24 protein-coding genes, 1 pseudogene and 1 riboswitch are annotated in these 22,045 nt (G+C 72.3%); of the genes and pseudogenes, 5 read left to right on the top strand and 20 right to left on the bottom strand.

Features of this window, described 5'->3' with window-relative positions; translation table 11 throughout:
* Window positions 1–7: 7 nt before the first annotated feature.
* The 9 genes from DC008_RS29815 to DC008_RS29775 all read right to left on the bottom strand — a co-directional run bounded on the left by DC008_RS29815 (window position 8) and on the right by DC008_RS29775 (window position 7,177).
* Complete coding sequence (locus DC008_RS29815) at window positions 8–367, bottom strand: MmcQ/YjbR family DNA-binding protein (protein ID WP_164492397.1); 360 nt, start codon at window positions 365–367, stop codon at window positions 8–10.
* Between the two features lie 30 nt (window positions 368–397).
* A complete protein-coding gene (locus DC008_RS29810) occupies window positions 398–931 on the bottom strand; it encodes a GNAT family N-acetyltransferase (RefSeq protein WP_244221441.1) in 534 nt (177 codons plus the stop codon).
* Window positions 928–1,506, bottom strand: a complete 579-nt coding sequence (locus DC008_RS29805; RefSeq protein ID WP_108709619.1) for a helix-turn-helix domain-containing protein — start codon at window positions 1,504–1,506, stop codon at window positions 928–930. Before DC008_RS29805 ends, DC008_RS29810 begins: the two co-directional genes overlap by 4 nt.
* A 46-nt stretch (window positions 1,507–1,552) precedes the next feature.
* Window positions 1,553–2,452: a LysR family transcriptional regulator gene (locus DC008_RS29800; RefSeq protein ID WP_108709618.1), complete on the bottom strand. Its 900-nt coding sequence runs from the start codon at window positions 2,450–2,452 to the stop codon at window positions 1,553–1,555.
* A gap of 71 nt (window positions 2,453–2,523) precedes the next feature.
* Window positions 2,524–3,717: a glycine C-acetyltransferase gene (locus DC008_RS29795; protein WP_108709617.1), complete on the bottom strand. Its 1,194-nt coding sequence runs from the start codon at window positions 3,715–3,717 to the stop codon at window positions 2,524–2,526.
* A 19-nt stretch (window positions 3,718–3,736) separates the two neighbouring features.
* Complete coding sequence (gene tdh / locus DC008_RS29790) at window positions 3,737–4,765, bottom strand: L-threonine 3-dehydrogenase (protein WP_055619124.1); 1,029 nt, start codon at window positions 4,763–4,765, stop codon at window positions 3,737–3,739.
* 200 nt (window positions 4,766–4,965) lie between these two features.
* Complete coding sequence (locus DC008_RS29785; RefSeq protein ID WP_108709616.1) at window positions 4,966–5,340, bottom strand: YybH family protein; 375 nt, start codon at window positions 5,338–5,340, stop codon at window positions 4,966–4,968.
* A gap of 33 nt (window positions 5,341–5,373) precedes the next feature.
* The gene (locus DC008_RS29780) at window positions 5,374–6,087 is read right to left on the bottom strand and encodes an SDR family NAD(P)-dependent oxidoreductase (RefSeq protein WP_108709615.1); all 714 of its coding nucleotides are present in this window, start codon (window positions 6,085–6,087) and stop codon (window positions 5,374–5,376) included.
* 142 nt (window positions 6,088–6,229) lie between these two features.
* Window positions 6,230–7,177 (bottom strand): LysR family transcriptional regulator, encoded by a 948-nt coding sequence (locus DC008_RS29775; protein WP_108709614.1) that lies wholly within the window; start codon window positions 7,175–7,177, stop codon window positions 6,230–6,232.
* Window positions 7,178–7,402: 225 nt separating this feature from the next.
* Here DC008_RS29775 and DC008_RS29770 point away from each other — a divergent pair, with 225 nt between their 5' ends.
* The gene (locus DC008_RS29770) at window positions 7,403–8,032 is read left to right on the top strand and encodes a GPP34 family phosphoprotein (protein ID WP_108709613.1); all 630 of its coding nucleotides are present in this window, start codon (window positions 7,403–7,405) and stop codon (window positions 8,030–8,032) included.
* A gap of 32 nt (window positions 8,033–8,064) precedes the next feature.
* Here DC008_RS29770 and DC008_RS29765 read toward each other — a convergent pair.
* The 6 genes and pseudogenes from DC008_RS29765 to DC008_RS29740 form a co-directional block, all read right to left on the bottom strand.
* A pseudogene (locus tag DC008_RS29765) lies at window positions 8,065–8,452 on the bottom strand (TetR/AcrR family transcriptional regulator); the annotation flags it as partial.
* A 55-nt stretch (window positions 8,453–8,507) separates the two neighbouring features.
* A complete protein-coding gene (locus tag DC008_RS29760) occupies window positions 8,508–9,086 on the bottom strand; it encodes a GAF domain-containing protein (protein ID WP_108709612.1) in 579 nt (192 codons plus the stop codon).
* A 61-nt stretch (window positions 9,087–9,147) separates the two neighbouring features.
* Complete coding sequence (locus DC008_RS29755) at window positions 9,148–9,747, bottom strand: GTP-binding protein (protein WP_108709611.1); 600 nt, start codon at window positions 9,745–9,747, stop codon at window positions 9,148–9,150.
* Window positions 9,725–10,096, bottom strand: coding sequence for a DUF742 domain-containing protein (locus DC008_RS29750; RefSeq protein ID WP_055619132.1), 372 nt, complete (start codon window positions 10,094–10,096; stop codon window positions 9,725–9,727). The genes DC008_RS29755 and DC008_RS29750 overlap by 23 nt, the downstream gene beginning before the upstream one ends.
* A gap of 2 nt (window positions 10,097–10,098) precedes the next feature.
* Window positions 10,099–10,533 carry a roadblock/LC7 domain-containing protein gene (locus DC008_RS29745; RefSeq protein ID WP_055619133.1) on the bottom strand — a complete coding sequence of 145 codons (435 nt, stop codon included), beginning with the start codon at window positions 10,531–10,533 and terminating at the stop codon, window positions 10,099–10,101.
* 92 nt (window positions 10,534–10,625) lie between these two features.
* Entirely contained in the window at window positions 10,626–12,953 is a 2,328-nt protein-coding gene (locus DC008_RS29740; protein WP_108709610.1) for an ATP-binding protein, read from the bottom strand.
* 603 nt (window positions 12,954–13,556) lie between these two features.
* Here DC008_RS29740 and DC008_RS29735 point away from each other — a divergent pair.
* The gene (locus tag DC008_RS29735; RefSeq protein ID WP_244221439.1) at window positions 13,557–14,246 is read left to right on the top strand and encodes a YoaK family protein; all 690 of its coding nucleotides are present in this window, start codon (window positions 13,557–13,559) and stop codon (window positions 14,244–14,246) included.
* 42 nt (window positions 14,247–14,288) lie between these two features.
* Here DC008_RS29735 and DC008_RS29730 read toward each other — a convergent pair whose 3' ends face one another.
* Window positions 14,289–15,482 (bottom strand): MBL fold metallo-hydrolase, encoded by a 1,194-nt coding sequence (locus DC008_RS29730; protein ID WP_108709609.1) that lies wholly within the window; start codon window positions 15,480–15,482, stop codon window positions 14,289–14,291.
* A gap of 273 nt (window positions 15,483–15,755) precedes the next feature.
* Here DC008_RS29730 and DC008_RS29725 point away from each other — a divergent pair, with 273 nt between their 5' ends.
* Entirely contained in the window at window positions 15,756–16,934 is a 1,179-nt protein-coding gene (locus DC008_RS29725; RefSeq protein ID WP_108709608.1) for a Glu/Leu/Phe/Val dehydrogenase dimerization domain-containing protein, read from the top strand.
* Window positions 16,935–17,005: 71 nt separating this feature from the next.
* Window positions 17,006–17,617 carry a TetR/AcrR family transcriptional regulator gene (locus tag DC008_RS29720; protein WP_108709607.1) on the top strand — a complete coding sequence of 204 codons (612 nt, stop codon included), beginning with the start codon at window positions 17,006–17,008 and terminating at the stop codon, window positions 17,615–17,617.
* Window positions 17,618–17,683: 66 nt separating this feature from the next.
* On the opposite strand, the gene DC008_RS29715 is transcribed toward DC008_RS29720, so the two are convergent.
* Window positions 17,684–18,469 carry an SGNH/GDSL hydrolase family protein gene (locus DC008_RS29715; RefSeq protein ID WP_108709606.1) on the bottom strand — a complete coding sequence of 262 codons (786 nt, stop codon included), beginning with the start codon at window positions 18,467–18,469 and terminating at the stop codon, window positions 17,684–17,686.
* A gap of 303 nt (window positions 18,470–18,772) precedes the next feature.
* Window positions 18,773–19,693 carry a LysM peptidoglycan-binding domain-containing M23 family metallopeptidase gene (locus DC008_RS29710; protein ID WP_108709605.1) on the bottom strand — a complete coding sequence of 307 codons (921 nt, stop codon included), beginning with the start codon at window positions 19,691–19,693 and terminating at the stop codon, window positions 18,773–18,775.
* A 4-nt stretch (window positions 19,694–19,697) separates the two neighbouring features.
* Window positions 19,698–19,859, bottom strand: a riboswitch (cyclic di-AMP (ydaO/yuaA leader).
* 569 nt (window positions 19,860–20,428) lie between these two features.
* Between DC008_RS29710 and DC008_RS29705 the strand changes: the two genes are divergently transcribed.
* Window positions 20,429–21,226, top strand: a complete 798-nt coding sequence (locus DC008_RS29705; protein ID WP_108709604.1) for a tyrosine-protein phosphatase — start codon at window positions 20,429–20,431, stop codon at window positions 21,224–21,226.
* A gap of 37 nt (window positions 21,227–21,263) precedes the next feature.
* Here DC008_RS29705 and DC008_RS29700 read toward each other — a convergent pair whose 3' ends face one another.
* Both DC008_RS29700 and DC008_RS29695 read right to left on the bottom strand, forming a co-directional pair.
* A complete protein-coding gene (locus DC008_RS29700; protein ID WP_108709603.1) occupies window positions 21,264–21,386 on the bottom strand; it encodes a DUF6126 family protein in 123 nt (40 codons plus the stop codon).
* A complete protein-coding gene (locus DC008_RS29695; RefSeq protein ID WP_108709602.1) occupies window positions 21,383–22,018 on the bottom strand; it encodes a helix-turn-helix domain-containing protein in 636 nt (211 codons plus the stop codon). The genes DC008_RS29700 and DC008_RS29695 overlap by 4 nt, the downstream gene beginning before the upstream one ends.
* Between the last annotated feature and the right edge of the window lie 27 nt (window positions 22,019–22,045).

Raw genomic sequence — 22,045 nt, 5'->3', positions numbered from 1 at the left:
GGCGATCTCATTCCCCCTGCGGCAGTCCCAGCTCCGGGTGGGCGTCCAGGAGACGCGTCGGGGCGGCCTGGCGCCAGGAGTCGGCGAGGATGGCGCGCAGTTCGTCCTCGTCGTCGAGGGCTGCGATACGGGCCCGTACCCATGCGAACTGGGCCTCGTGGTCGGCGATCCAGAACTTGTCCGGTTCGGCCAGGACCAGTTCGTCGCGCTCCTCCTTGGGGCAGCGCACGGCGAGGGACGTCTCGTCCTCGGGCAGCGTGGCGAACATCTTGCCCGCGACCCGGAACGTGGGCATGCTCCAGGCGATCTTCTCCGTCGTGTCCGGCAGGGACAGGGCGATACGGCGTACGTCTTCGGCGTCCGGCATAGCCGGAACCGTAGCGGCTGCCACTGACACTCAGCTGGTGGGAGCGGGTACGCCCAGTCGCTTGTAGTAGAGGGTCGTCGGCCGTGGCTCTCCGTACGGGGTCGTCGCGTAGTCGGGGATGACGCCTGCGCGGGTCCAGCCCGCCGAACCGTAGAGGCGCTCGGCGGGGCTGCCGGTCTCGGTGTCCAGGTGGAGCAGGGTGATCCCGGCGTCGGCGGCGGCCGTCTCCGCGGTCGTCAGCAGGGTGCGGCCCAGACCCCGGCCGCGGGCCCGGCCGTGCACCATCAGCTTGACCACTTCGGCCCGGTGCCGGCTGTTGGGCTTGTCGGCGAAGGCGAGGCCGATGGTTCCGACGACCCGCTCGCCGTCGCGGGCCACCCAGACGGCCAGGTCTCCGGCGGCCACGGCGTCCGCCCGGCCCGTCCACCAGGTCCGGGCCGCCGCGAGGTCGAGTGAGGAGAGGAAGCCGACCGAGGCTCCGCCCGCCACGGTGTCCATCAGCAGGGCAGCCAGGTCCCCGGCGCACTCGCGCAGCCGGTCGGCGTCCAGGCGGGTCACGATCACGGCAGCACCACCGCCAGCAGATAGCGGACCTCGCCGGGGCCGGGGCACCGGAAGCGCGTGGGCCCCCACACCCGGGTCCGCAGGCAGTCCCCCGCCTCCAGCCGGTATTCGCTCTCCTGCACCGTCACCTCCAGAACGCCGTCCAGCACCCACAGATGCTGCTCCAGGCCCGGTACGGGCGGCCGGTCGTAGGCGATGTCGGCGCCCGGGCCGAGCCGTCCCTCCACCAGTTCCGCCCGCAACCCCGTGTGCGGCGGCGACACCGACCGGCGTACGAAGCTCGAGGTGTGGTCGCGCCACACATGCTGGTCGGCCACCCGCACCACCGGGGCCGGGGCCGACTCGAACTCGACCTCGCCGAGCAGGCGGGACATGGTGCGGCCGTACACCTGGCACAGCCGGTTGAGCTGGGTCGCGGTGGGGCTGGTCTCGCCGCGCTCGGCCCGGGACAGGGTGGAGCGGCTGACTCCGCTGCGGGCCGCCAACTCCTCCAGGGACCAGCCGTGTTCGGCCCGCAGTTCGGCGAGCCGCGCGGCCAGCCGGGTACCGACCGCGTCTTCGGTCGTCTCTCTCATGTGCGGGACGATATCCCGGGGATGAGACGGCCGTGTTACGGCGGGCTCACTCCCGGGCGGCCGCGCCGAGCGCGTCGAGGACCGGGCTGATCAGAGGGTGCTCCTCCGCGCCGCGCCGTACGGCCGCGAAGACCCGGCGGGTGGGCGCGACGCCGTCCACGGGGCGGACGACGACCCCGGTGAGGTCCATGCCGCGCAGTGCCGAGCGCGGGACGAGCGCCACTCCGGCGTCGGCCGAGGCGAGGGCGACGACCGCGCGGAAGTCGTCGGAGGAGTGGTCGAGGCGGGGCTGGAACCCGGCGCTCTCACAGGCCAGCACGACCACGTCGTGGCACGGGTTGCCGGGGTAGGGGCCGATCCAGGTGTCCTTGGCGAGCTCGGCGAGCGGAACGACGTCGGCGCCGGCCAGCCGGTGGGCGACCGGGACGACCGCGTCGAAGGGCTCCGCGTACAGCGGAACATGGGCGAGCCGGGGGTCGTCGGCGGGCGCCCCGCGGTACTCGACGGCGACGGCCACGTCGATCTGCCGGTCCAGCAGCATCGGCAGGCTGGCGTCGCCCTCGGCGTCCAGGACCCGCAGGCGGATGCCGGGGGACGTGCGGGCGAGGTGGGCCACCGCCGGGGCGACGACCAGGGCGATGCCGGTGGCGAAGGAGGCGACGGTGACCGTGCCGGCCGCGCCGGAGCTGTAGGCGGCGAGCTCCGCCTCGGCCCGCTCCAGTTGGGCGAGGACGGCGTTGGTGTGGCTGAGCAGGATCTCCCCGGCCGGGGTCAGCCGCACGCCTTTGGCGCCGCGCTCCACCAGGCGGTGCCCTGTCTCCTGCTCCAAGGCCGTGAGCTGCTGGGACACCGCCGAGGGGGTGAGATAGAGCGCGGCGGCCGCCGCCGTCACGGTGCGGTGGTCGGCCACCGCACGGAGGATGTGGAGCCGCCGCGCTTCGATCATGGGATCGATTATCGCAAGATGTCGGACGCGCGCCGGACGCCGGTCTTCCGGCGCGCACCGGCAGTCCGGCGTCAGTCCTCCAGTTCCGCGCGTGCGGAGACGAAGGCGTCGACGGCGCGGTTCACGTCGTCCGTCGAGTGCGCGGCGGACAGCTGGACGCGGATCCGGGCCTGCCCCTGGGGCACGACCGGGTAGGAGAAGCCGATCACGTAGACGCCGCGCTCCAGCAGCAGCTCCGCCAGCCGGCCTGCCTTGGAGGCGTCGCCGATCATCACGGGTGCGATGGCGTGGTCGCCGGGGAGGATCTCGAAGCCCTCCTCGCCCATCCGGCGGCGGAACAGTTCCGTGTTCTCGCGCAGCCGCACCCGCAGGTCGTCCGCCGACTCCAGCAGGTCCAGGACCTTCAGGGAGGCCGCCGCGATCACCGGGGCGAGGGTGTTGGAGAACAGGTAGGGCCGCGAGCGCTGGCGCAGCAGGGCGACGATCTCGGCGCGGGCGGCCACATAGCCGCCGGACGCGCCGCCGAGGGCCTTGCCGAGGGTGCCGGTGATGATGTCGACGCGGTCCATGACGCCGTGCAGCTCGGGGGTGCCCCGGCCGCCGGGGCCGACGAAGCCGACGGCGTGCGAGTCGTCGACCATGACCATGGCGTCGTAGCGGTCGGCGAGGTCGCAGATCTCGCGCAGCGGCGCCACATAGCCGTCCATGGAGAACACGCCGTCGGTGACGATCAGCCGGCGGCGCGCGTCGGAGGCGTCCTTCAGCTGGGCCTCCAGGTCCGCCATGTCGCGGTTGGCGTAGCGGAAGCGGCGGGCCTTGGACAGGCGGATGCCGTCGATGATGGAGGCGTGGTTGAGGGCGTCGGAGATCACCGCGTCCTCGGGGCCGAGCAGGGTCTCGAAGACACCGCCGTTGGCGTCGAAGCAGGAGGAGTACAGGATCGTGTCCTCCTGGCCGAGGAACGCGGAGAGCCTGCCCTCCAGCTGCTTGTGCACCTCCTGGGTGCCGCAGATGAAGCGGACCGAGCCCATGCCGTAGCCCCAGCGGTCGAGCGCCTCGTGGGCGGCGGCGATCACGTCGGGGTGGTCGGCGAGGCCGAGGTAGTTGTTGGCGCAGAAGTTGAGGACCTCGCCGGGGCGGCCGCCCGCGGTGACGTTGACGGTCGCGGACTGCGGGGTGTCGATCACCCGCTCCGGCTTGTGCAGGCCGGCGGCGCGGATCTCGTCGAGGGTGGCGCGCAGGTCGTCGCGCACGGAGTCGAACATGGGACAGGCTCCTAGGGGGTTACGCGGTCCAGTCGAGGATGACCTTGCCGCCGCGGCCACTGGCGGCGTCGGCGAACGCCGCCTCGTGGTCGCGGTAGCCGTAGCGGCCGGTGATCACGGGGGCGAGGTCGAGGCCGCCCTCCAGCAGCACCGACATCGCGTACCAGGTCTCGAACATCTCCCGGCCGTAGATGCCCTTGATGGTGATCATCGAGGTGACGATGCGGGCCCAGTCGACCGGGAACTCCTCGGCGGGCAGGCCGAGCATGGCGATCCGGCCGCCGTGCGTCATGTTGGCGATCATGTCGCGCATCGCGACGGGGTTGCCGGACATCTCCAGGCCGATGTCGAAGCCCTCGCGCAGGCCGAGGGCGCGCTGGCCGTCGGCGATCGTGGAGCCGGCGACGTTCAGGGCGAGGCTGACACCGATCTTGCGGGCCAGCTCCAGGCGCTCCTCGCTGACGTCGGTGATCACGACGTTGCGGGCGCCGGCGTGCCGGGCCACCGCCGCCGCCATGAGCCCGATGGGGCCGGCGCCGGTGATGAGGACGTCCTCGCCGACCAGCGGGAAGGACAGCGCGGTGTGGACGGCGTTCCCGAACGGGTCGAAGATCGCGGCGACGTCCAGGTCGACGGGGACGCGGTGCACCCACACGTTGGCGGCGGGCAGGGCGACGTACTCCGCGAAGGCGCCGTCACGTCCTACGCCGAGACCAATGGTGGCCCGGCACAGATGGCGACGGCCGGCCAGGCAGTTGCGGCACTTCCCGCACACCAGGTGGCCCTCGCCGCTGACCCGGTCGCCGGGCTTGATGTCGGCGACGTCCCGGCCGGTCTCCACGACCTCGCCGACGAACTCGTGGCCGACGACGAGCGGGGTGCGGATCGACTGCTGCGCCCAGCCGTCCCAGGAGCGGATGTGCAGATCGGTGCCGCAGATACCGGTGCGCAGCACCTTGATCAGCACGTCGCCGGGCCCGATGGAGGGCTCCGGAACGTCCGTGAGCCAGAGTCCGGGCTCCGCCTTCTCCTTGACCAGCGCCTTCACGCGACGGCTCCTGAGGGTGAGTCCCGGACGCGGGCATGCCGAGAAGGCCCGGGCCCGGGAAGAGGGGTGGAATCGCGTAGCAATCTGCCGCACCGCGGCGCGCGGGTCCATCGAGGATTTCTTAAGCGGCGCCACAGCTCTTCTTCACACCCCCATGGGGGCGCGGCACATGTGCCGCGCCCCCATGAATTTGGGTCGTCTCACTGCCCCAGGCGGGAGACCTGGTAGTGCGCGAGGGACCAGCCGTCGCCCTGCCGCCGTGCGAGGACGGCGAGCTTGACGGCGACGGGGTCGCGGTCCGTGAAGGTGAACTCGACGTCCAGGTATCCGAGCACCAGGTCGTCCGCGAATCGCCGGGTCTCCAGGATCCGGTAGGCGGCGCGCATCCCCAGGGGCTGCGAGTCGTAGTACGCGGCGACCGCGTCCCGGCCCACGCCGTAGGGGTGCAGTCCCTGGAAGATCGCGTCCTCGGTGAAGACGGCGGCCACGTCCTGCGGCCGGTGGGCGTCCACGGCCGTCCGCCAGCGCTCCAGGACGTCGTGCAGGGCGGTCTCGTCATCGATGGTGCTTGGCATGGTCCGATCCTCTCCCGGTGTGCCGTCGGCCGCTCAGTGACCGGCGCTCATGCCGCCGTCGACGTGCAGGATCTCGCCGGTGACGAACGGCGCCGACTCCAGGTAGAGCACGGCGTCGACGACGTCGCTCACCTCGCCCATGTGGCCGACCGGGTGCAGTGCGGAGAGGAACTCGTGCGTCTCCTCCGGGTGCATCGGCGTCTTGATGGTCCCGGGCGACACGGCGTTGAAACGGATACCGCGGGTCGCGTACTCCACGGCGAGGGACTTGGTGGCGGCCTGGATGCCGCCCTTGCTCAGGGACGCCAGGACGGACGGGACGCGGGAGTCGGCGTTGTCCACCAGGCTGGTGGTGATGCTGACGACGTGCCCGCCGCCCTGGGCCAGCAGATGCGGTACGGCCTGCTGGGTGAGGTGGAAGACACCGTCGAGGTTGATGCCGGTCACCGCGATGTAGTCCTCCTCCGTGTAGTCCGTGAACGGCTTGGCGACGAAGATGCCCGCGTTGTTCACCACGGTGTCGATCCGGCCGAACCGCTCCAGGGCGGCCGTGACGACCCGCTCCGCGGTGGCCGGGTCGGCGATGTCGCCCCGTACGGTCACGATATCGGCGTCGCCGGACGGTTCGATCGTGCGGGAGGTGGCGACGACCGCGTAGCCGAGCTTGCGGTAGCCGTCGACGAGGGCGGCTCCGATGCCCTGCGAGGCGCCGGTGACGATCGCGACCTTCTGGATGCCTGCGCTCATGATGGGGACCTTCCGGGGTAATGACCGGTTACTAGCCGACCGGTCGACTATTTGCCTGTGTCTGGAAGGTAGGACGGGCGCACAGCCAAGTCAAAGGATCGGAGGGGGTTTCGCGGGACCCGTTCTCTCCCGCCTGGGAGGCTCAGGCTCCCAGTGCAGGCCGGCCGGGGAGCGCGTGCGGATCGTTGCCGGGCAGCCAGGCGTCCGGGGCGTGGACGCCGAGGTCCCCGACCCCGTCGCTCAGGGCCTCCACCACGCCCAGCACACCGGGGCGGACCTCGTTATCCCGCCACACCAGGGACCACGTCCAGTAGACCTTGGGGCCGACGACCTCACGGCGGACCAGATCGGACGGCAGCGGATCGGTCTGCCCCTTGGGCGAGTTCAGCACCGGTCGGGTGCAACGGCGTACGTGGTCGAAGAAGGCGGGTCCGGTGATCGCCCCGTCCGCGATGCGTACGGCGCGGGCCCCGACCTCCCGCGTCAGCCGCTCGGCGTACGCGTTCCACGAGGCCCAGGACGTGAGGTCGTCGTCGATGAGGACGTCGATGTCCCCGGCCGCCACCGCGCCGGTGTCCGTCCCCTTGGCCACGGCGTAGAGCCGGTCGGCCCCGAGGAGCCGGGCCCGCAGCCCCAGCCGTTCGAGGTCCTCGGCCGGCGCCCAGCAGACGGCCAGGTCCAGGCTGCCGTCGGCGACCCGGGCCGCCTGGGTGTGCGAGGGCGCCACCCACGCGTCGATGTGCAACCGGGCGACCGGGGCGGTGCGCACGGTCAGGTCCGGCGGGATCCAGTTGACGTATCCGAGCCGCACCGACTCCGAGCCGGACAGCCGCCCGGCCCGGCGCTTCAGCTCGTCGGCGCGCTCCAGCAGGTCGCGGGTGGGCGGCAGCAGCGCGGCACCCGCCGGGGTGAGGGAGACGGAACGCCGGTCCCGGTCGAACAGGCGCACCCCGAGGTCCCGTTCGAGCGCCTTGATCTGCTGGGAGAGGGAGGGCCCCGCGATCAGCAGACGCTCGGCGGCCCGCCCGAAGTTCAGTTCCTCGGCGACGGCGACGAAGTACCGCAACTGACGCAGCTCCACGCCGGTCATGCTACGCGGGCCGGGCGCTACACGGCCTACGAGGCTGTGGCTCCGAGTAGCGAGGACGCCGGTAGTGGCGGCGGCGGCACGCGCTGCCCATGCTGGAAACGGTCGGCCCTCGCATAAGGCCCCGCCATCCCCCGATCCCGGCGACAATCGAACGCAGGACACCCGGATCGCGGTGCCGGGCAGCACGCCTCGCACCTCGGCCGGCCGACCGACCAGGAGCCGCTCATGAACACCGCACGGGACCTCGCGATCGTCGCCCTGGACCTGGCGCAGGACCAGCGTGTGGAACAGGGCGAGCTGTCCCTGGCGCTGGCGGCGGCCGAGGTGTTCGACCTCCTCGACGCCGGGGCACTGACCCTCGCCGAGGACCGGATCACCCCGAACGCGCAGGCCCCCACCGGTGACCGGCTGCTGGACGAGGCGGCCACGGCGCTCGTACGGCAGGAGCCGTACGAGTCGGTCGAGGACTGGCTGTGGCGCCGGGGGCGTGGTCTGTCCGCCGCCTACGTCGCGGACCTGGGGCAGGCGGGGACCCGCCCCCGAGGCTCCCGTTTCTCGCTGCGCGCCGCACCCGCTGCGCCCGTCGACGCGGCGGCGCGACAGCGCGCGGAGGAGCGCTGGAGGGCGCACGAGCCGCTGCTCACCGCCCTGGGCACCGCCGCCGGAGTCGGCCTGGAGGAGAAGGACGGCACGGAGGACGCGGACGGCACGGAGGACGGGTCGGAGGCCCTCACCGACGACACGGCCGCGACGGTGCTGGCCGCGCTCGGCAACGCGGTGATGGAGCTGGAGGCCGTACGCCAGCGGCGGGCGATCGAGGACGCAGCGTTCGACAACGTGTGGCGGGGGTTCTAGGGCCGGGAGCGACTTAAACCAACATGGCCCGGCTCCTGGAGCCGGGCGCGCACCGCCTCGGTCTGATTGCTCAGCTCGAGCGTGAGGTTGCCGAACAGGCACCCGGAGACCGTGCCGCACCCCTCCTGCACCGCCCGCTGCCCGGCCTCGGTCTCCTCGAAGAGCAGCCACAGCCGCTCCAGCGGCTCGGCGTCGCTCTCCAGCACCCGGGCCCAGGCCCGGGTGCTGCGCCGCCCAGTGCTCGTCCACGACGGCGAGGGCCAGGGACTCCTTGGACTCGGAGAAGTAGTAGAAGCTGCCCTTGGGCACCCCCGCGGCCTTGCAGATCTCGGCCACGCCCAACGCCGAGTAACCGTGCCCCCCGATGAGCGAGCGCGCGGCGGCGAGGATCTTCTGCTTGGCGTCACTGGTGCGTCCCATAGGGGCAGTGCACGGCGATACTAGACCGGTCGGCTAGAGTGAGTGCGGCGACGTCTCACAGCAGGGGCAGCCCGTCCGCCTGCCGTCGCTCCAACCGCGTCACCAGGTCCACCGCCGACGCCTTGATGGTCTCCAGCCCGGCCTTCCCCCATGGCCGCGGATCCATGTCGACGACACACACGGTGCCGAGCACCATGCCCGTGGAGTCGATCAGTGGCGCCCCCAGATAGGAGCGGACACCGAACTCGTCGACGATCGGGTTCCCGGCGAACCGGGGGTAGTCGCGGACGTCCTCCAGCACCAGTGCCTTGCGGCGCACGACCACATGGGGGCAGAACCCATGGTCGCGCCCCATACGCCGGCCGAGCTGCGGCTTGCTGTCACCGGCCCGCGCGAGACTCACGGTGGGCCGCGCATGCAGCCCGGCGAAGAACTGCTGGCTCTCGCCGACGAAGTTCACCATGGCGTACGGCGCCCCGGTGAGCTCGGCCAGATGGTCCGCGAACACGTCCAGGGCCGGATCGGGCTGGTCCCCGAGGCCCATGTGGAGCAGCCGCTGTGCGCGGGCGGGGGCCTCCTTGTCCTCCGGGGTGAGCAGCAGGCGGGCGACCGGGTGCGGTGGGCCGTAGCTCATGGGCGGATTCCGTCGCTGTGGACGCGGGTCATATGCGGCTCCGTGCGGGTGTGTGCGGATGTCACCTGTGGGCGCCGTGGCTCGGTGCGTGGGCCGGCGCGTGGGCGAGGAGGTGCCGGACCAGGGTCAGCAGGGTCTGGACACCCGAACTCGAGATCCGGGCGTCGCAGCGGACGATCGGGATCTCCGGGTCGAGGTCGATGGCGGCCCGGACCTCCTCCGGGTCGTAGCGGTAACCGCCGTCGAACTCGTTGATGGCGACGATGAATCCCAGACCGCGCTGCTCGAAGAAGTCCACAGCGGCGAAGCAGTCCTCCAGGCGCCGGGTGTCGGCGAGGATGACCGCGCCGAGCGCGCCCTCGGAGAGCTCGTCCCACATGAACCAGAAGCGCTCCTGTCCGGGTGTGCCGAAGAGGTACAGGACGTGTTCGGGGTCGAGGGTGATGCGGCCGAAGTCCATCGCGACCGTCGTCTCGACCTTGTTCTCCACGCCCTCCAGGTTGTCGGTCGCGGCACTGACCGTGGTGAGCAGCTCCTCTGTGCTGAGCGGCGCGATCTCGCTCACCGCGCCGACGAAGGTCGTCTTGCCTACCCCGAACCCTCCCGCCACCAGGATTTTCAACGCGGTGGGGAACGGATCAGAGCTGTCGTCGTAGTCCATCGAGCACTGCCTCCAGAAGAGCCCGGTCTGTCGGGTTGTGGTGGAACTCGGGGGGCTTGGTGGTGAGCGCCCCGCAGTCGACGAGGTCCGACAGCAGCACCTTGGTGACCGCCGCCGGCAGCTTCAGGTGGGCGGCGACCTCGGCGATCGAGACCGGGGCGCGGCACAGGTCGAGGGCCTGTTCGTGCTCGGGGCCCAGATAGCCGAGGGGGGTCGCCCCGGTGGCCATGACCTGTGACATGAGGTCGAGCGCGACGGTGGGCCGGGTGCGGCCGTTGCTGACCGTGAACGGGCGCACCAGCCGTCCGGCCGCGTCGTCGAGCCAGGGCCCGTCGCCGGCCGCCGTCACGTTCAAGGCCTCAGCGCCGAGGGGTCGACGGCGTGCTGCCGGGGTGCGGTGACCAGGTACGGGCGGACGCTCTTGACGAGCATCGCCATCTCGTAACCCAGCACCGCCGCGTCGGCCTCCCGGCCTGCCAGGACGGCGAGACAGGTGCCGGAGCCGGCCGTGGTGACGAACAGCAGCGCGGAGTCGAGCTCGACGACGACCTGGCGCACGTCACCGCCGTCCCCGAAGCGGATGCCGGCGCTGCGGCCGAGGGAGTACAGGCCCGAGGCCAGGGCCGCCATGTGGTCGGCGCTGTCCGGGTCGAGCCCGTGCACCGATTTCACGAGCCCGTCGCAGGACAGCAGCACCGCGCTGGTGGTGTGCGGCACGCGCTGCACGAGGCCGCTCATCAGCCAGTCGAGGTCGGAGACATGGGCGGTCGGCGCTTCGCTCGCCATGATGGATCGACTCCTTGAGGTACGAAGGTCTGCGGGAGCGCTGGGTGCGGGGGTGGGGATCCGGGCGGACGCCGGGTGGGTCAGGGACGTGGTCATCCGGCCGGTGCGCTCCCGTCGGGCCAAGTGGGCTGGTCGGTACCGGACGCCTGTCCGGGGCCGGCCTCGGCCGTCGGGGCCGGGCCGGTGGGTGACGTGCCTGTGTCCCCGGAGGACGGGCCGAGGGGCGAGGCACCCATGGGTGGGACGCCCATGGTCGGAACGTCCAGGGACGGGACGCTCAGGGACGGGACGCTCAGGGAGGAGGCGCCGCCCATGGCGGACGCGTCCCCGGGGGACGTCTCTGTGGAGGACGCGTCCGTGGGTGATGACCCCATAGGCGTCGGACCCATGGGTGCCTCCCCCATGGGTGACGCACCCATGGGCGGCGCATCCAGGGACGGCAGGCTGGTCATGTGGCGCACCTCTGTGTGGCGTGCACCTGTGTGGTGCGCATCCAGCGGTGCCGGGGCCGGGCGTACGGAGGGCGACGGATCCGTGGGGTCCGCGCCCAGGGCGTCGGCGACCAGGTGGTGGCCGGAGCCCATAGAGCTCGCGTCCATATGGCCCGCCGCCGTGTGACCCGCCGACATGTGGCTGCCGGACATGTGGCTGCCGGACGTGTGCGTGGACTCCATGTGCTGCTGCGTCTCCGCGAGTCCGATACCGCGCTGGAACGCCGCCATCAGCCCCGGGTCGTGGCCGGCGACCTGGTCGGACTCCTGACGGGCCACGGGACCGTCCCGCAGCTGCGGCGCGATGTGCTCCTGGGCACGGCGCCGGGGCAGTTGGGGCTTGCCCATGGTGCCGCGCACGGCACCGCCGCGCGGAGTGAGCGGGGAGACGCTGTTCTCGGCGAGCTGCCTACGGTCCTCGGCGCTGATGCCGGGCACCGCCTCCGCCGGGTTGGCCCGGTCCCTGTGGGAGCCCCGCACGGGCAGCGGCGGACCGTCGCCCTTGGCCGGCGCGGGGACCGTGGTCCGCGCCCCGCCCGCGGCCGTGTCCGGAGCGGGCCGCCGGTGCTGCGGTGGCCGCTGCGCCGCCTGCGCCTGCCGTCCGGCCCGCTGCGGTACGGGTGCCGGGGTGGCGATCCCCGCGGGCGGGGTCGGCTGCCCCTGCGCCTCCCGTGTCCGGAGCTGGGGCTCCTGGCCCCGGGGCCCGCCCAGGGGGGCGCCGGGCTCCGTGCCCAGCAGTCCCTGCGGCACCACGAGGACGGCTTGGACACCGCCGTAGATGTTGGTCTGCAGCCGCACATGGATGCCGTGCCGCTTGGCGAGCTGCGACACGACGAACAGGCCGATGCGCCCGTCCGACAGCAGGCTGGCGACGTTGACCTGGTCGGGGTCGGCGAGCAGGGCGTTCATCCGGGCCTGTTCGCCGACGGGCATGCCGAGCCCGCGGTCCTCGACCTCGACGGCCAGTCCGGACGTCACCAGGTTGGCCCGCAGCAGCACTTGGGTGTGCGGGGCGGAGAACACCGTGGCGTTCTCGACCAGTTCGGCCAGCAGGTGGATGACGTCGGCGACGGCGTGGCCGCGCAGGGTGCCGTCGATGGGCGGCACCAGCTTGACCCGGGAGTACTGCTCGACCTCGGCGATGGCCGAGCGCAGCACCTCGGTCATCGGGACGGGGTTGCTCCACTGGCGCCGGGAGACGGCGCCGCCGAGCACCGCGAGGTTCTCGGCGTGCCGCCGGATGCGGGTGGCGAGGTGGTCGACGTGGAAGAGCCCCTTGAGCAGGTCGGGGTCCTCCATCTCGTTCTCCAGCTCGTCGAGGATGGAGATCTCCCGGTGCACGAGGGACTGCAGGCGCCGGGCGAGATTGACGAAGACCTCGAGCTTCTGTTCGCTGCCCGCCTGGCTCGACAGCTGGGAGGCCTGGACGACGGCCTGGATCGCCCCGTCGTGTGCGCGGGCCAGGTCGGCGGCGAGGAGGTCGAAGTCGTCGGCGTCGTCGGGCGGTCCGCCGCGCGGCTTGCGCTGCGGAGGCCCGTCGCCGCGCCGCAACGCCTCGACCAGGGCGCGCAGTTCGGCCTCGCCCCGGGCGCTGGCGCGGCGCAGGGCGCCGATGCGCCGGCTCACGGTCCGGGCGGCGCGGTCGGCGGCGACGGCCGCGATGACGATGCCCGCGAGGGTCACCGACAGCGCGCCGGCCAGGACGGTCCACAGGACCGGCGACGGCTGGGCTCCGGTGGAACGCACGACGAACAGCACGGCGGCACTGGCGCTCAGCGACACCGCCACGGGTGGCAGGACGGCCAGGCGCAGCAGTTGGGGCCGTATCTGGGTCTCGGGCAGCGCGGGTGCGGTACGGGCGGCGGGGCGCCCGTGCCTCCCGCCCTCACGGCGGTCAGCGCGTGTGGCCGGGGCGCGGAGTTGAGACATCGGGGTCCTCGTACTGGTCCGTCGGTCGGGGGCGTGGGGGTGCACGCGGTCTGCGCGGCCCGGGGCATGCGCCTTCTCGGTGCCGGCCGACGGAACCGAGGGAACTCGGCTGCGTGTCGCCCGACGGACACTCACAGTAGTCGCCTCCGCATCATGTGCGGTGGGCAGTTGACAAACTCCCGCAGACGGCGTCCCGCTCTGGTATGAGGGCTCGTACGACAGACCGATAACCGGTCACGAAACTCGCCCTGATTGCACCCCTGATCGATCAGACCTGGTCGGAAGCGGTCGTCACTGGCGAAGGCGCACGGCAGCCCGCGTCCACGACTCTCCCAGCCAACGTCACGACCTCCGCATCCGCGACGACCTCCCCGGACGCATCGAGGCACCCGGCGCACCGACCGCGCGCCCCCCAGAGCGTTACCGACCGTAGCGGCGCACGCGGTGATCCGAGCGCTCCCGAACACGTTCACGCGCCCGGCGCAATCCTCAGCGGTGCGCTGCTCGCCGCCTCATGCCAACTTGGAGAGAAGCGTCTTGGAAGGGTGATCGATGAGCTTCTCCGGCCGGCCGACGGCTTCTCCGACGAGAGCAGCCTGACCCGTGCGGTCGACCCCGCCCGCGACGCCGACCGCCGCTCCGACCACCCGTCTGTCCGTCATGGTCGTGATGCTGTCCTTCGCCACGGGAGCCGCCGACGCGTTCGCGTTCATCGAGCTCGGGGGCGTGTTCACCGCCAACATGACCGGCAGCGTCATCCTGTCGGGCCTGACGGGCCGACCGGGATACGGCGCCCTGATCGCGGGAGCGGGAACCGCGCTGGGCGCCTTCCTGATCGGCGTGTACCTGTCCTCCAGGGCGACACCGAAGCGCCCCGGCACAAGCTGGCGCCGGATCAGGACCGTGCTGCTGGCCGTGGTGGCGCTCCACCTCGTGGTGGTGGTCCTCAGATCGGTGCACTCGACACCGGGCACCACACTCCGGCTGCTGATGCTCGCGACGGCCGCGGCGGCGTTGGGCGCCCAGACCGCCGCCGCCAAACGGTCGGTGCACGGCACCGGAGTGACCACGACCTACGTCACCGGCACCCTGACCAGCCTGGCCCAGGACGCGGCCGACGGCAGCCGTCGGCATGCGGGCGTCCGCGTGGCCGTGGTGGTGACGCTGGTCCTGGGCGCCATGACGGCGTCCGGTGCCATGGCGATCGACGCCCGCCTGGGCCCGGTCGTGGCGGCGGTCAGCACCGCCGTCGCGATCCTCGCGCTCCCCAGGGCAGGCAGCCCCACGCCGTGACGACCGCCCGCCCACCCCCACCCGGGTCGGGTCAGACCGTCGTCAGCGCTCGCCGGCGAGGTCGAGGTCGCCCTTCGCGGTCGTGGACCCGCGCTCGGTGCTCCGCGGAGCCTGCCAGGTGCGCGGGACCCGGCCCGAGACCGTCCGCCACCACGCCTCGACCGGCACATCCCCCGCCGGCTCGAACGGCTGACCGGGCCGCGGGAACGCCACCGTCTGGCCGACGTCGTCACCGGCGTCCTTCATCCACTCCCCCGGCTCCGCCCACGCGTGCGGCGCGAGATTGAACGTTCCCCAGTGGATGGGCAGCAGCACCCCGCCCGGGACGCCCTTCTGCAGATCCAGATGGGTCTGGACGCCCTGGGCGGGCGTCATATGGATGTCCGGCCAGAAGTCGGAGTAGGCGCCGACCTGGATCATCGTGGCGTCGAACGGCCCGTGCGCGGCGCCGATGTCCTTGAAGCCGTCGAAGTAGCCGGTGTCGCCGCTGTGGTAGATCCGGTGCTCCTGCGAGGCGACCACCCAGGAGGCCCAGAGCGTGTGCTGTGTGTTGCGCAGACCGCGGCCGCAGAAGTGGCGGGCCGGGGTGGCGGTGAGGGTGAGGCCGCCGATCTTCGTCGTCTCGTGCCAGTCCAGTTCGCGCAGCCGCTCGGCGGGGACGCCCCAGTGTTCGAGATGGGCGCCGACGCCGAGCGGGACGGCGAACAGGGTGTCGGTGCCGGCCAGCGCCTTGATCGTGGGGAGGTCGAGGTGGTCGTAGTGGTCGTGCGAGATGACGACGACGTCGACCGGGCCGAGCGCGGCGAGCGGCAGCGGCGCGGGATGCAGCCGCTTGGGCCCGGCGAACGGGAACGGTGAGCAGCGCTCGCCCCAGACGGGGTCGAAGAGCACCCGGCGGCCGTCGATCTCGGCGAGCACGCTGGAGTGCCCCATCCAGGTCAGGCGCAGTCCGGTGGCCGGCGGTTTCGCCAGGTCGGCGTAGGTGGTGGGGTGGACCGGCACGGTGCCCTTGGGGACTCGGAGCGGCCGGGTGTCCTTGTCGAAGAAGACCTTGGCGAACTCCAGCATCGAGCCGGACGGTCTGGTCCGCGCGGTTCCCCCGGGGTTCTGGAACACTCCGTCGCCGAAGTGCGGCGATCTGCGGATGCGCTCCATGCGCTCACCGCTGGGGTCCACGCCGAACGCCGTGGGCCGCAGGACGTTCAGCCCGGAGCTCGAGAAGCGGGAACCGGCCACGGTACCTCCAGATGGAGTCGGTGAGGCTTCCATTATGGGCGGCCCCACCGACAGTCCCCCGCGGTGCGGGCCGACAGCCCCTGTCGTTGCGAACGCCGGGTCCGCGGTGTTCGTTCCCGTGTCCCGGTGAGTGCGCGTGCCGTTTGCGTTGACATGTCCTTGCCTTCCTCGTGATACTGACCCGTCGTTCAGGAGCGATGCGGCTCTCCCGGCCCGGGCGCCTCCGCCACCTCGCGGACGACCGCCCCAGCACCCGCCGACCCCGGAGTTCGCATGCCCTCGCCCTTCCTCTCGCTCACCTGGACCGACGACGTCACGGGCCGCCAGGGCTTCCTGGTCGTGGACCGGCTGGTGCGCGGCGTCTCCTCCGGCGGACTGCGGATGCGGCCGGGCTGCACGCTGGAGGAGATCGCGGGGCTGGCCGCGGGCATGACGCTCAAGGAGGCCCTGCACTACGACCCGGACGCCCGCTACGTCCCGCTGGGCGGCGCCAAGGGCGGTATCGACTGCGATCCGCGGGACCCGGAGGCGTACGGGGTCCTGGTGCGCTATCTGCGGGCGATGCGGCCGTACATCGAGACCATGTGGACCACGGGCGAGGACCTGGGGCTCAGCCAGGACGTGGTGGACCGGGCCGCCCGCGAGGTCGGGCTCGTCTCGTCCGTGCAGGCGGTCTATCCGCTCCTGGACGACGAGGCCGTGGCCCGCCGCCGGCTGGCGGAGGCGTTCGCGGTGGACGTCGACGGTATCGGGCTCGACGAGCTGGTGGGCGGCTGCGGCGTGGCCGAGTCGGTGCTCGCCGCGCTGGACCGGGCCGGGGCGCCGCGCTGGCGGACCCGTGTCGCGCTGCAGGGCCTGGGCACGATGGGCGGGGCCACGGCGCGGTTCCTCGCGCGCGCGGGGCTCACCGTGGTGGCCGTCGCCGACATCAAGGGGACCGTCGCCAACCCCGCGGGTCTCGACGTCGAGGCGCTGCTGGCGGCGCGGGACGCCTACGGGACGGTGGACCGCGCGGCGCTGCGCCCCGGGGACCGCGAGCTGCCGGGGGACGCCTGGCTGGCGACGGAGGCGGAGGTGCTGGTGCCGGCGGCCGTGTCGTACGCGGTGGACGCCGCCAACCAGGGGCGGATCACCGCCCGCTGGATCGCGGAGGCAGCGAACATGCCCGTCCGTCCGGAGGCGGAGGCGCTGCTGGCCGCGCGCGGCGTCACCGTGCTGCCGGACGTCGTCGTCAACTCCGCCACGAACGCCTGGTGGTGGTGGACGCTGTTCGGGGACATCGGCCCGGACGCGGACGAGGCGTTCGCGTACACGCGGCGCGCCATGCGGGCGCTGACCGACCTGACGCTGGCCCGCGCGGAGGCCGACGGGACGACACCGCGGGCCGCCGCGCACGCCCTGGCCGCCGACCGGCTCCCGGTGATCGCCGAACGGTTCGGCCGGCACCGCTGATCTCCGGGCAACCGGGGCCCACGGGCCGGGTCGGCGCGGGCCGTTAGGGTGACGGCGTGGCGAGGGCGAGAGTGCGGTTGAGTGTGGCGGAGCGGCGGGCGGACCTGCTGCGGGCCGCCGTGGAGCAGATAGAGGCGCGGGGCGTGGCGGCGGTCAGGATCGCCGACGTGGCCTCGGCGCTCGGGGTGAGCAACGCCCTGGTGCTCTATCACTTCGACACCAAGGAGAAGCTGGTCGCCGCCGCGTTCGCCCACGCGGCCGAGGGCGACCTGGCGCGGCTGCGCGGCATCCTGGGCCGCCGTACGACGGCGGTACGGCGGCTTCGGGCGGCCGTGCGGTGGTACGCGCCGACCGGTCAGGCCAAGGGCTGGCGGCTGTGGATCGAGGGGTGGGCGGCCGCGTTGCGCGAACCCGCCCTGCGGGAGGTCACCCGTGAGCTCGACCGGCAGTGGAAGAGCGCCCTCGCCGGGGTCCTCGCCGAGGGCGCGGAGGCGGGCGAGTTCGCGTGCCCGGACCCGGCGGCCGCCGCGCTGCGCCTGACCGCCCTCCTGGACGGGCTCGCCGTCCAGCTGACGTCGTATCCCGGGTCGCTGTCCCGCGCGCGGGCGCAGGAGTGGGTGGACGAGGCGCTGGCCCGGGAACTGGGCCTGGACCGGGCCGCGTTGACGGCCTCGCCGCGCTGAGCGGCCGCCGCCCGGGACCGGCGGGGCCCCCGGGCGGCGCCGCGCCCCCCCGTCCGTCCCCCCGGGTCAGGCCACCGACTCGATCCGCATCTTGATGTCGTACGGCGAGAGCGTGCCCTTGGCCGTCACATGGTCCCCCGAGGACTGGCCGCGCAGCCGCCGTCCGATCCACGGCACCAGGTACTCGCGCGCCCACTGGACGTCGTCGCGGCGGATCTCCAGCGTCCCCCGGGGTGGCAGCGGCGGCCAGGGCTGGTCCGGGTCGGCCGGGATCTCGAGGCCCAGGACCTGGCCCGCGCGCAGCGCCACGCGCGTGTGCCCCTCGGGAGAGAGGTGGAGCCGGTCGCTGTCCCAGGCCCGGCGGTCCTGGACGGTCCGCAGGGACCACAGGTCGAGCACCGGGCAGCCGTAGCGGTCGGCGATGGCGCGGACGTGCCCGTTGTAGGTGGCGATCTTGCCGCGCAGGTGCTTCAGCACGGGTACGCCACGGGTGTCGAAGCCCGTCGTCACCATCACGGTGCCGGCGGCCGAGGTGAGCCGGACGACGGCCCGCTCGAACCGTTCGGCGACCTCGTCGGGGTCGGTGCCGGGCCGCAGGATGTCGTTGCCGCCCGCGCAGAACGACACCAGGTCCGGGGCGAGTTCGACGGCCTTGGGGACCTGTTCCGCCACGATCTGGTCCAGCAGTCGCCCGCGCACGGCGAGGTTCGCGTACCCGAAGTCGCCCTCGGGACGCCGGTCGGCCAGAAGGACCGCGAACCGGTCGGCCCAGCCGACGAACGACCCGTCGGGGCCGGGGTCGCCGACGCCCTCGGTGAAGCTGTCCCCCACCGCGACGTACGACCCGATCACTGCTCTGCTGTCACTCTTCGAATCGTCTGTCACGTCGGGACATGATTCACCTTCCGATGTGACCTACGCGACCGTAGGAAGGGGTTGACGAGCGGTGAGATAAGCCACTGCCAAAGCCTTCACCAAGTCCGGAATACGGCTCCGCACAGGGGCGTTGACCGCCGAAACGCCCGCGCGTGCACCCGCGGGCCCACGACGACAGGCCGAAGGCCGGACCCGGGGGTGGGGTCCGGCCTTCGGCGTGCGTGTCAGGCAGGTGGTGCGCATGCGTGTCAGGGAGGTGGTGCGCGCCGTGTGCGGGGGTCAGCCGATGGCGACGCCCTTGGAGCGGAGGTAGGCCACCGGGTCCACATCCGAGCCGTAGCCCGGCGCGGTGCGGATCTCGAAGTGCAGGTGCGGACCGGTCACGTTGCCGGTCGCGCCGGAGAGGCCGATCTGCTGGCCCGCGGTCACCGTCTGGCCGCTGGAGACGGACAGCGAGGACAGGTGGGCGTACTGGGCGTAGTAGCCGTCGGCGAGCCGGATGACGACCTGGTTGCCGTACGCGCCGCCCCAGCCGGCGGAGACGACGGTGCCGGCACCGACCGCCTTCAGGGGGGTGCCGGTGGGGGCGGAGAAGTCCACACCGGTGTGGTAGCCGCTGGACCACATGCTGCCCGCGACCTTGTACGAGGTGCCGACGGCGGAGGCGGAGACCGGGGCGCTGAAGCCGTTGACGGTGCTCGCCTCGTCGGCGCTCTGGGCGGCCGGGGCGGCCTTCTGCGGCGCGGCGGGCTTGGCGGCGGGCTTCGCCGAGGACTTCGACGCGGACGGGGCCGGGGCGGACGCCTTCGGGGCGGCGCCCTCGGCCTTGGTGCCGATCGACAGCTTCAGACCCGGGTGGATGAGCGACGGGTCGGCGCCGACGGCCTCACGGTTGTCGGCGTAGAGCTTCTTCCAGCCGCCGCGGACGTCCTGCTGGTCGGCGATCTTCGCGAGGTAGTCACCGCGCTTCACCTCGTAGGTGCGCGTCTTCTGGGCGGAGGCCTTCTGCGCCGGGGCCTTCTTGGCGGCGACCTGGACGGACTGGACCGCCTTCTCCGGAACGGACTGGCCGGTCGCGGCGTTTGCGCCGGTGGCCCCGATCAGCGGCAGCGCGAGAGCGGCGCCACCGGTTCCGGCGACGGCGATCGTCCGGGTGAGGCGCAGGGACTTGGGACGGCGGTGCTTACCCTTCGCGGGCATGACGAATTCCTCTCCGGCGCCTGCGAGGTGAGCTGTCGGGTGCGGGCTGGAGATGCCCGGTCGCGTCGGGACGCGACTTGACCCCAAGCCTGTTCCGGAGACCGGAACAGGCGATGTACCTGTGGGTCCCCCGCTCCTGCCGTGTACGGGTGAGTGTGCGCGGATTCCGGTCGGCGGCAGGATTAGGCGTCCGTCCGGATTGGTGGCGAACGTAAGCGAGAGAGACGCAAGGGAACAAGTGAGGGGTTCCGCCCGAATGCGTTCACCTTGATCCCTTACGGCATTCAACGGTCACCCTGCGTGCATTTCGAAGGGACCTCTTTGCTCGAAGTCCCGGGAAAAGCACGATGATTACGTGGACATGACGGGCGACGCACCGTCACGGATATGACGCTCCTCACGTGACGCCGCTCCAGCTTTCCTTATTACGGAGCGAGTTGGAATGAAGGCATTAATTCGGACAGAAACCCCAGATGTGACTCCGATGGATATCCGACCCATTGAACCTTCCCGTCGATTCCGATCCGAATACGACATGAGGTGCCCGCAAAACCGGACGAAGTGCACGTTGACAAAGATGACATCAGCCGACTTTCGCCCGTTTCGACCCATTGCCACCGAGTCATCCCCTGTGGACAACTGAATGGCGCACGCAGCCATGTCGTATCGTCGGAGTCGCACCTCGCCGGCCTCATCGCCGAGCCGCGCCGGCGGGGCCGACCGGGAGGAGCCCCCGTGACGCAGCAGATCCCGTCGACCGAGCCCGAACTGGCCGGTGTGCGCAACTTCCGCGATGTGGGCGGCCTGCCCACCGTCGACGGACGACGGGTGCGGCACGGCGTGCTGTTCCGCAGCGGCCACCTCGCCCACGCCACCCCCGAGGACGCCGCCTTCCTCGACTCGCTGGGCCTGCACACGATCTTCGACTTCCGCAACGCGGCGGACCAGAAGCTGGAGGGCCCCGACGTCGAGCTGCCGGGCGTCCGCAATGTGAACCTGCCGCTGTCCGACCCGGCGGACGGCGCGGAGTTCTGGAAGATGGTCCGGGACGGCGACCTCGACCAGCTGCGGGAGATCCTGGCCGACGGCAAGGGCGCCGACCGGATGATCGCCTCCTACCGCTCGATGGTCACGGACCGGACCGCCGAGCACTCCCGGATCCTGCAGTCTCTGGTGGAGGACAGCGTCCCGGCCCTGATGCACTGCGCGGCCGGCAAGGACCGCGCCGGCCTGTCGATCGCGGTGACGCTGCTCGCCGTCGGCGTCGAGCGCGAGGCGATCGTCACCGACTACCTGAAGTCCAACGAGAAGCACCGCCGCTACAAGGTACGGCGCAGCGGCAGCAACCCCTCGGCCTACTCGCCCGAGGTCATGGAGCTGCTGAGCCCGCTGTTCGACGCGCGGGCGGAGTACCTGACGGCGGCCTTCGACACGATCGACGCGACCTGGGGCGACGTCGACACCTACCTGGGGCAGGGCCTGCGGCTCACGCCGGAGGCCCGGGAGCGCCTGCGGGAGCGCCTGATCGACTGAGGGACGCGGGGTACGGCCCGAGGGGCACGGGGTACGTCTACTGCCCGCCGCCCGCCTCGAAGAGGAAGTAGACGAAGGCGGCGAAGACGTGCCCCACCGCGATGTAGATGATGAGCCGCACCCACAGGGCGCGCGGGAACTTCTCCTCCATGTCGCTCATGGCGTCACTCCAGGGGTCGGGCCCAGGCACAGGGTGGCCGTGGGGCTCTGCAACAGGGTGTGGACGAACAGCAGCTCGACCCCGCCGTCGTCCTCGGCGGCGATGCGGTGCGGGGTGAGCGAGTCGAAGTGCGCGCTGTCCCCGGGGGCGAGCCGGTGGGTGGTGTCGCCGAGGCGCAGCCGCAGCCGCCCCTTGAGGACGTGGAGCCACTCCTCGCCGGGATGCACCCGCACGATGTCGCCCTGCGACCCGTACGGCACATGGACCCGCAGGGCCTGCATGGCGCGGCCGGAGACCCCGGCCTGCCAGTAGGTCCAGCCGCCGGCGGCGGTGGGTTCCATGTCCGCGGCGCGCACGACGGCGTCGCGGTCGGGGACCCTCTCGCCGAGCAGCTCGCCGACCGTCGTACCGTAGACACGGGCGAGCGCCAGCAGCATCGGCAGCGACGGCTGCCGCTGACCGGTCTCCAGCCGGGAGAGATGGGCGGGCGACAGCCCGGCGGCGCGGGCCGCGCTCTCCAGGGTGAGGGCCGCTTGGCGGCGCAGGGCCCGCAGCTGTGGCGCGACGGCCGGCAGGGCGGCCTCGGCCGGTCCGGCCGCCCCGTGAGGGGGCGGGTTCTCGGAGGAGCTCATGCTCCCATTCAGCCGCAGCCTTACCTC

Source organism: Streptomyces nigra (genome assembly GCF_003074055.1).
GTDB lineage: Bacteria > Actinomycetota > Actinomycetes > Streptomycetales > Streptomycetaceae > Streptomyces > Streptomyces nigra.
This window is presented reverse-complemented; position numbering and strand designations above follow the sequence as displayed.

Excerpts from the sequence above, each read along its gene's own strand:
- DC008_RS29740 (WP_108709610.1), bottom strand. The coding sequence starts at position 12,953 with ATGTCTCAACTCCGCGCCCCGGCCACACGCGCTGACCGCCGTGAGGGC.
- DC008_RS29745 (WP_055619133.1), bottom strand. The coding sequence starts at position 10,533 with ATGGCGAGCGAAGCGCCGACCGCCCATGTCTCCGACCTCGACTGGCTG.
- DC008_RS29700 (WP_108709603.1), bottom strand. The coding sequence starts at position 21,386 with ATGAGCGACATGGAGGAGAAGTTCCCGCGCGCCCTGTGGGTGCGGCTC.
- DC008_RS29780 (WP_108709615.1), bottom strand. The coding sequence starts at position 6,087 with ATGAGCGCAGGCATCCAGAAGGTCGCGATCGTCACCGGCGCCTCGCAG.
- DC008_RS29725 (WP_108709608.1), top strand. The coding sequence starts at position 15,756 with ATGCCCTCGCCCTTCCTCTCGCTCACCTGGACCGACGACGTCACGGGC.
- DC008_RS29755 (WP_108709611.1), bottom strand. The coding sequence starts at position 9,747 with ATGGACTACGACGACAGCTCTGATCCGTTCCCCACCGCGTTGAAAATC.
- DC008_RS29805 (WP_108709619.1), bottom strand. The coding sequence starts at position 1,506 with ATGAGAGAGACGACCGAAGACGCGGTCGGTACCCGGCTGGCCGCGCGG.
- DC008_RS29695 (WP_108709602.1), bottom strand. The coding sequence starts at position 22,018 with ATGAGCTCCTCCGAGAACCCGCCCCCTCACGGGGCGGCCGGACCGGCC.
- DC008_RS29775 (WP_108709614.1), bottom strand. The coding sequence starts at position 7,177 with ATGACCGGCGTGGAGCTGCGTCAGTTGCGGTACTTCGTCGCCGTCGCC.
- DC008_RS29800 (WP_108709618.1), bottom strand. The coding sequence starts at position 2,452 with ATGATCGAAGCGCGGCGGCTCCACATCCTCCGTGCGGTGGCCGACCAC.
- DC008_RS29770 (WP_108709613.1), top strand. The coding sequence starts at position 7,403 with ATGAACACCGCACGGGACCTCGCGATCGTCGCCCTGGACCTGGCGCAG.
- DC008_RS29760 (WP_108709612.1), bottom strand. The coding sequence starts at position 9,086 with ATGAGCTACGGCCCACCGCACCCGGTCGCCCGCCTGCTGCTCACCCCG.
- DC008_RS29795 (WP_108709617.1), bottom strand. The coding sequence starts at position 3,717 with ATGTTCGACTCCGTGCGCGACGACCTGCGCGCCACCCTCGACGAGATC.
- DC008_RS29710 (WP_108709605.1), bottom strand. The coding sequence starts at position 19,693 with ATGCCCGCGAAGGGTAAGCACCGCCGTCCCAAGTCCCTGCGCCTCACC.
- DC008_RS29785 (WP_108709616.1), bottom strand. The coding sequence starts at position 5,340 with ATGCCAAGCACCATCGATGACGAGACCGCCCTGCACGACGTCCTGGAG.
- DC008_RS29815 (WP_164492397.1), bottom strand. The coding sequence starts at position 367 with ATGCCGGACGCCGAAGACGTACGCCGTATCGCCCTGTCCCTGCCGGAC.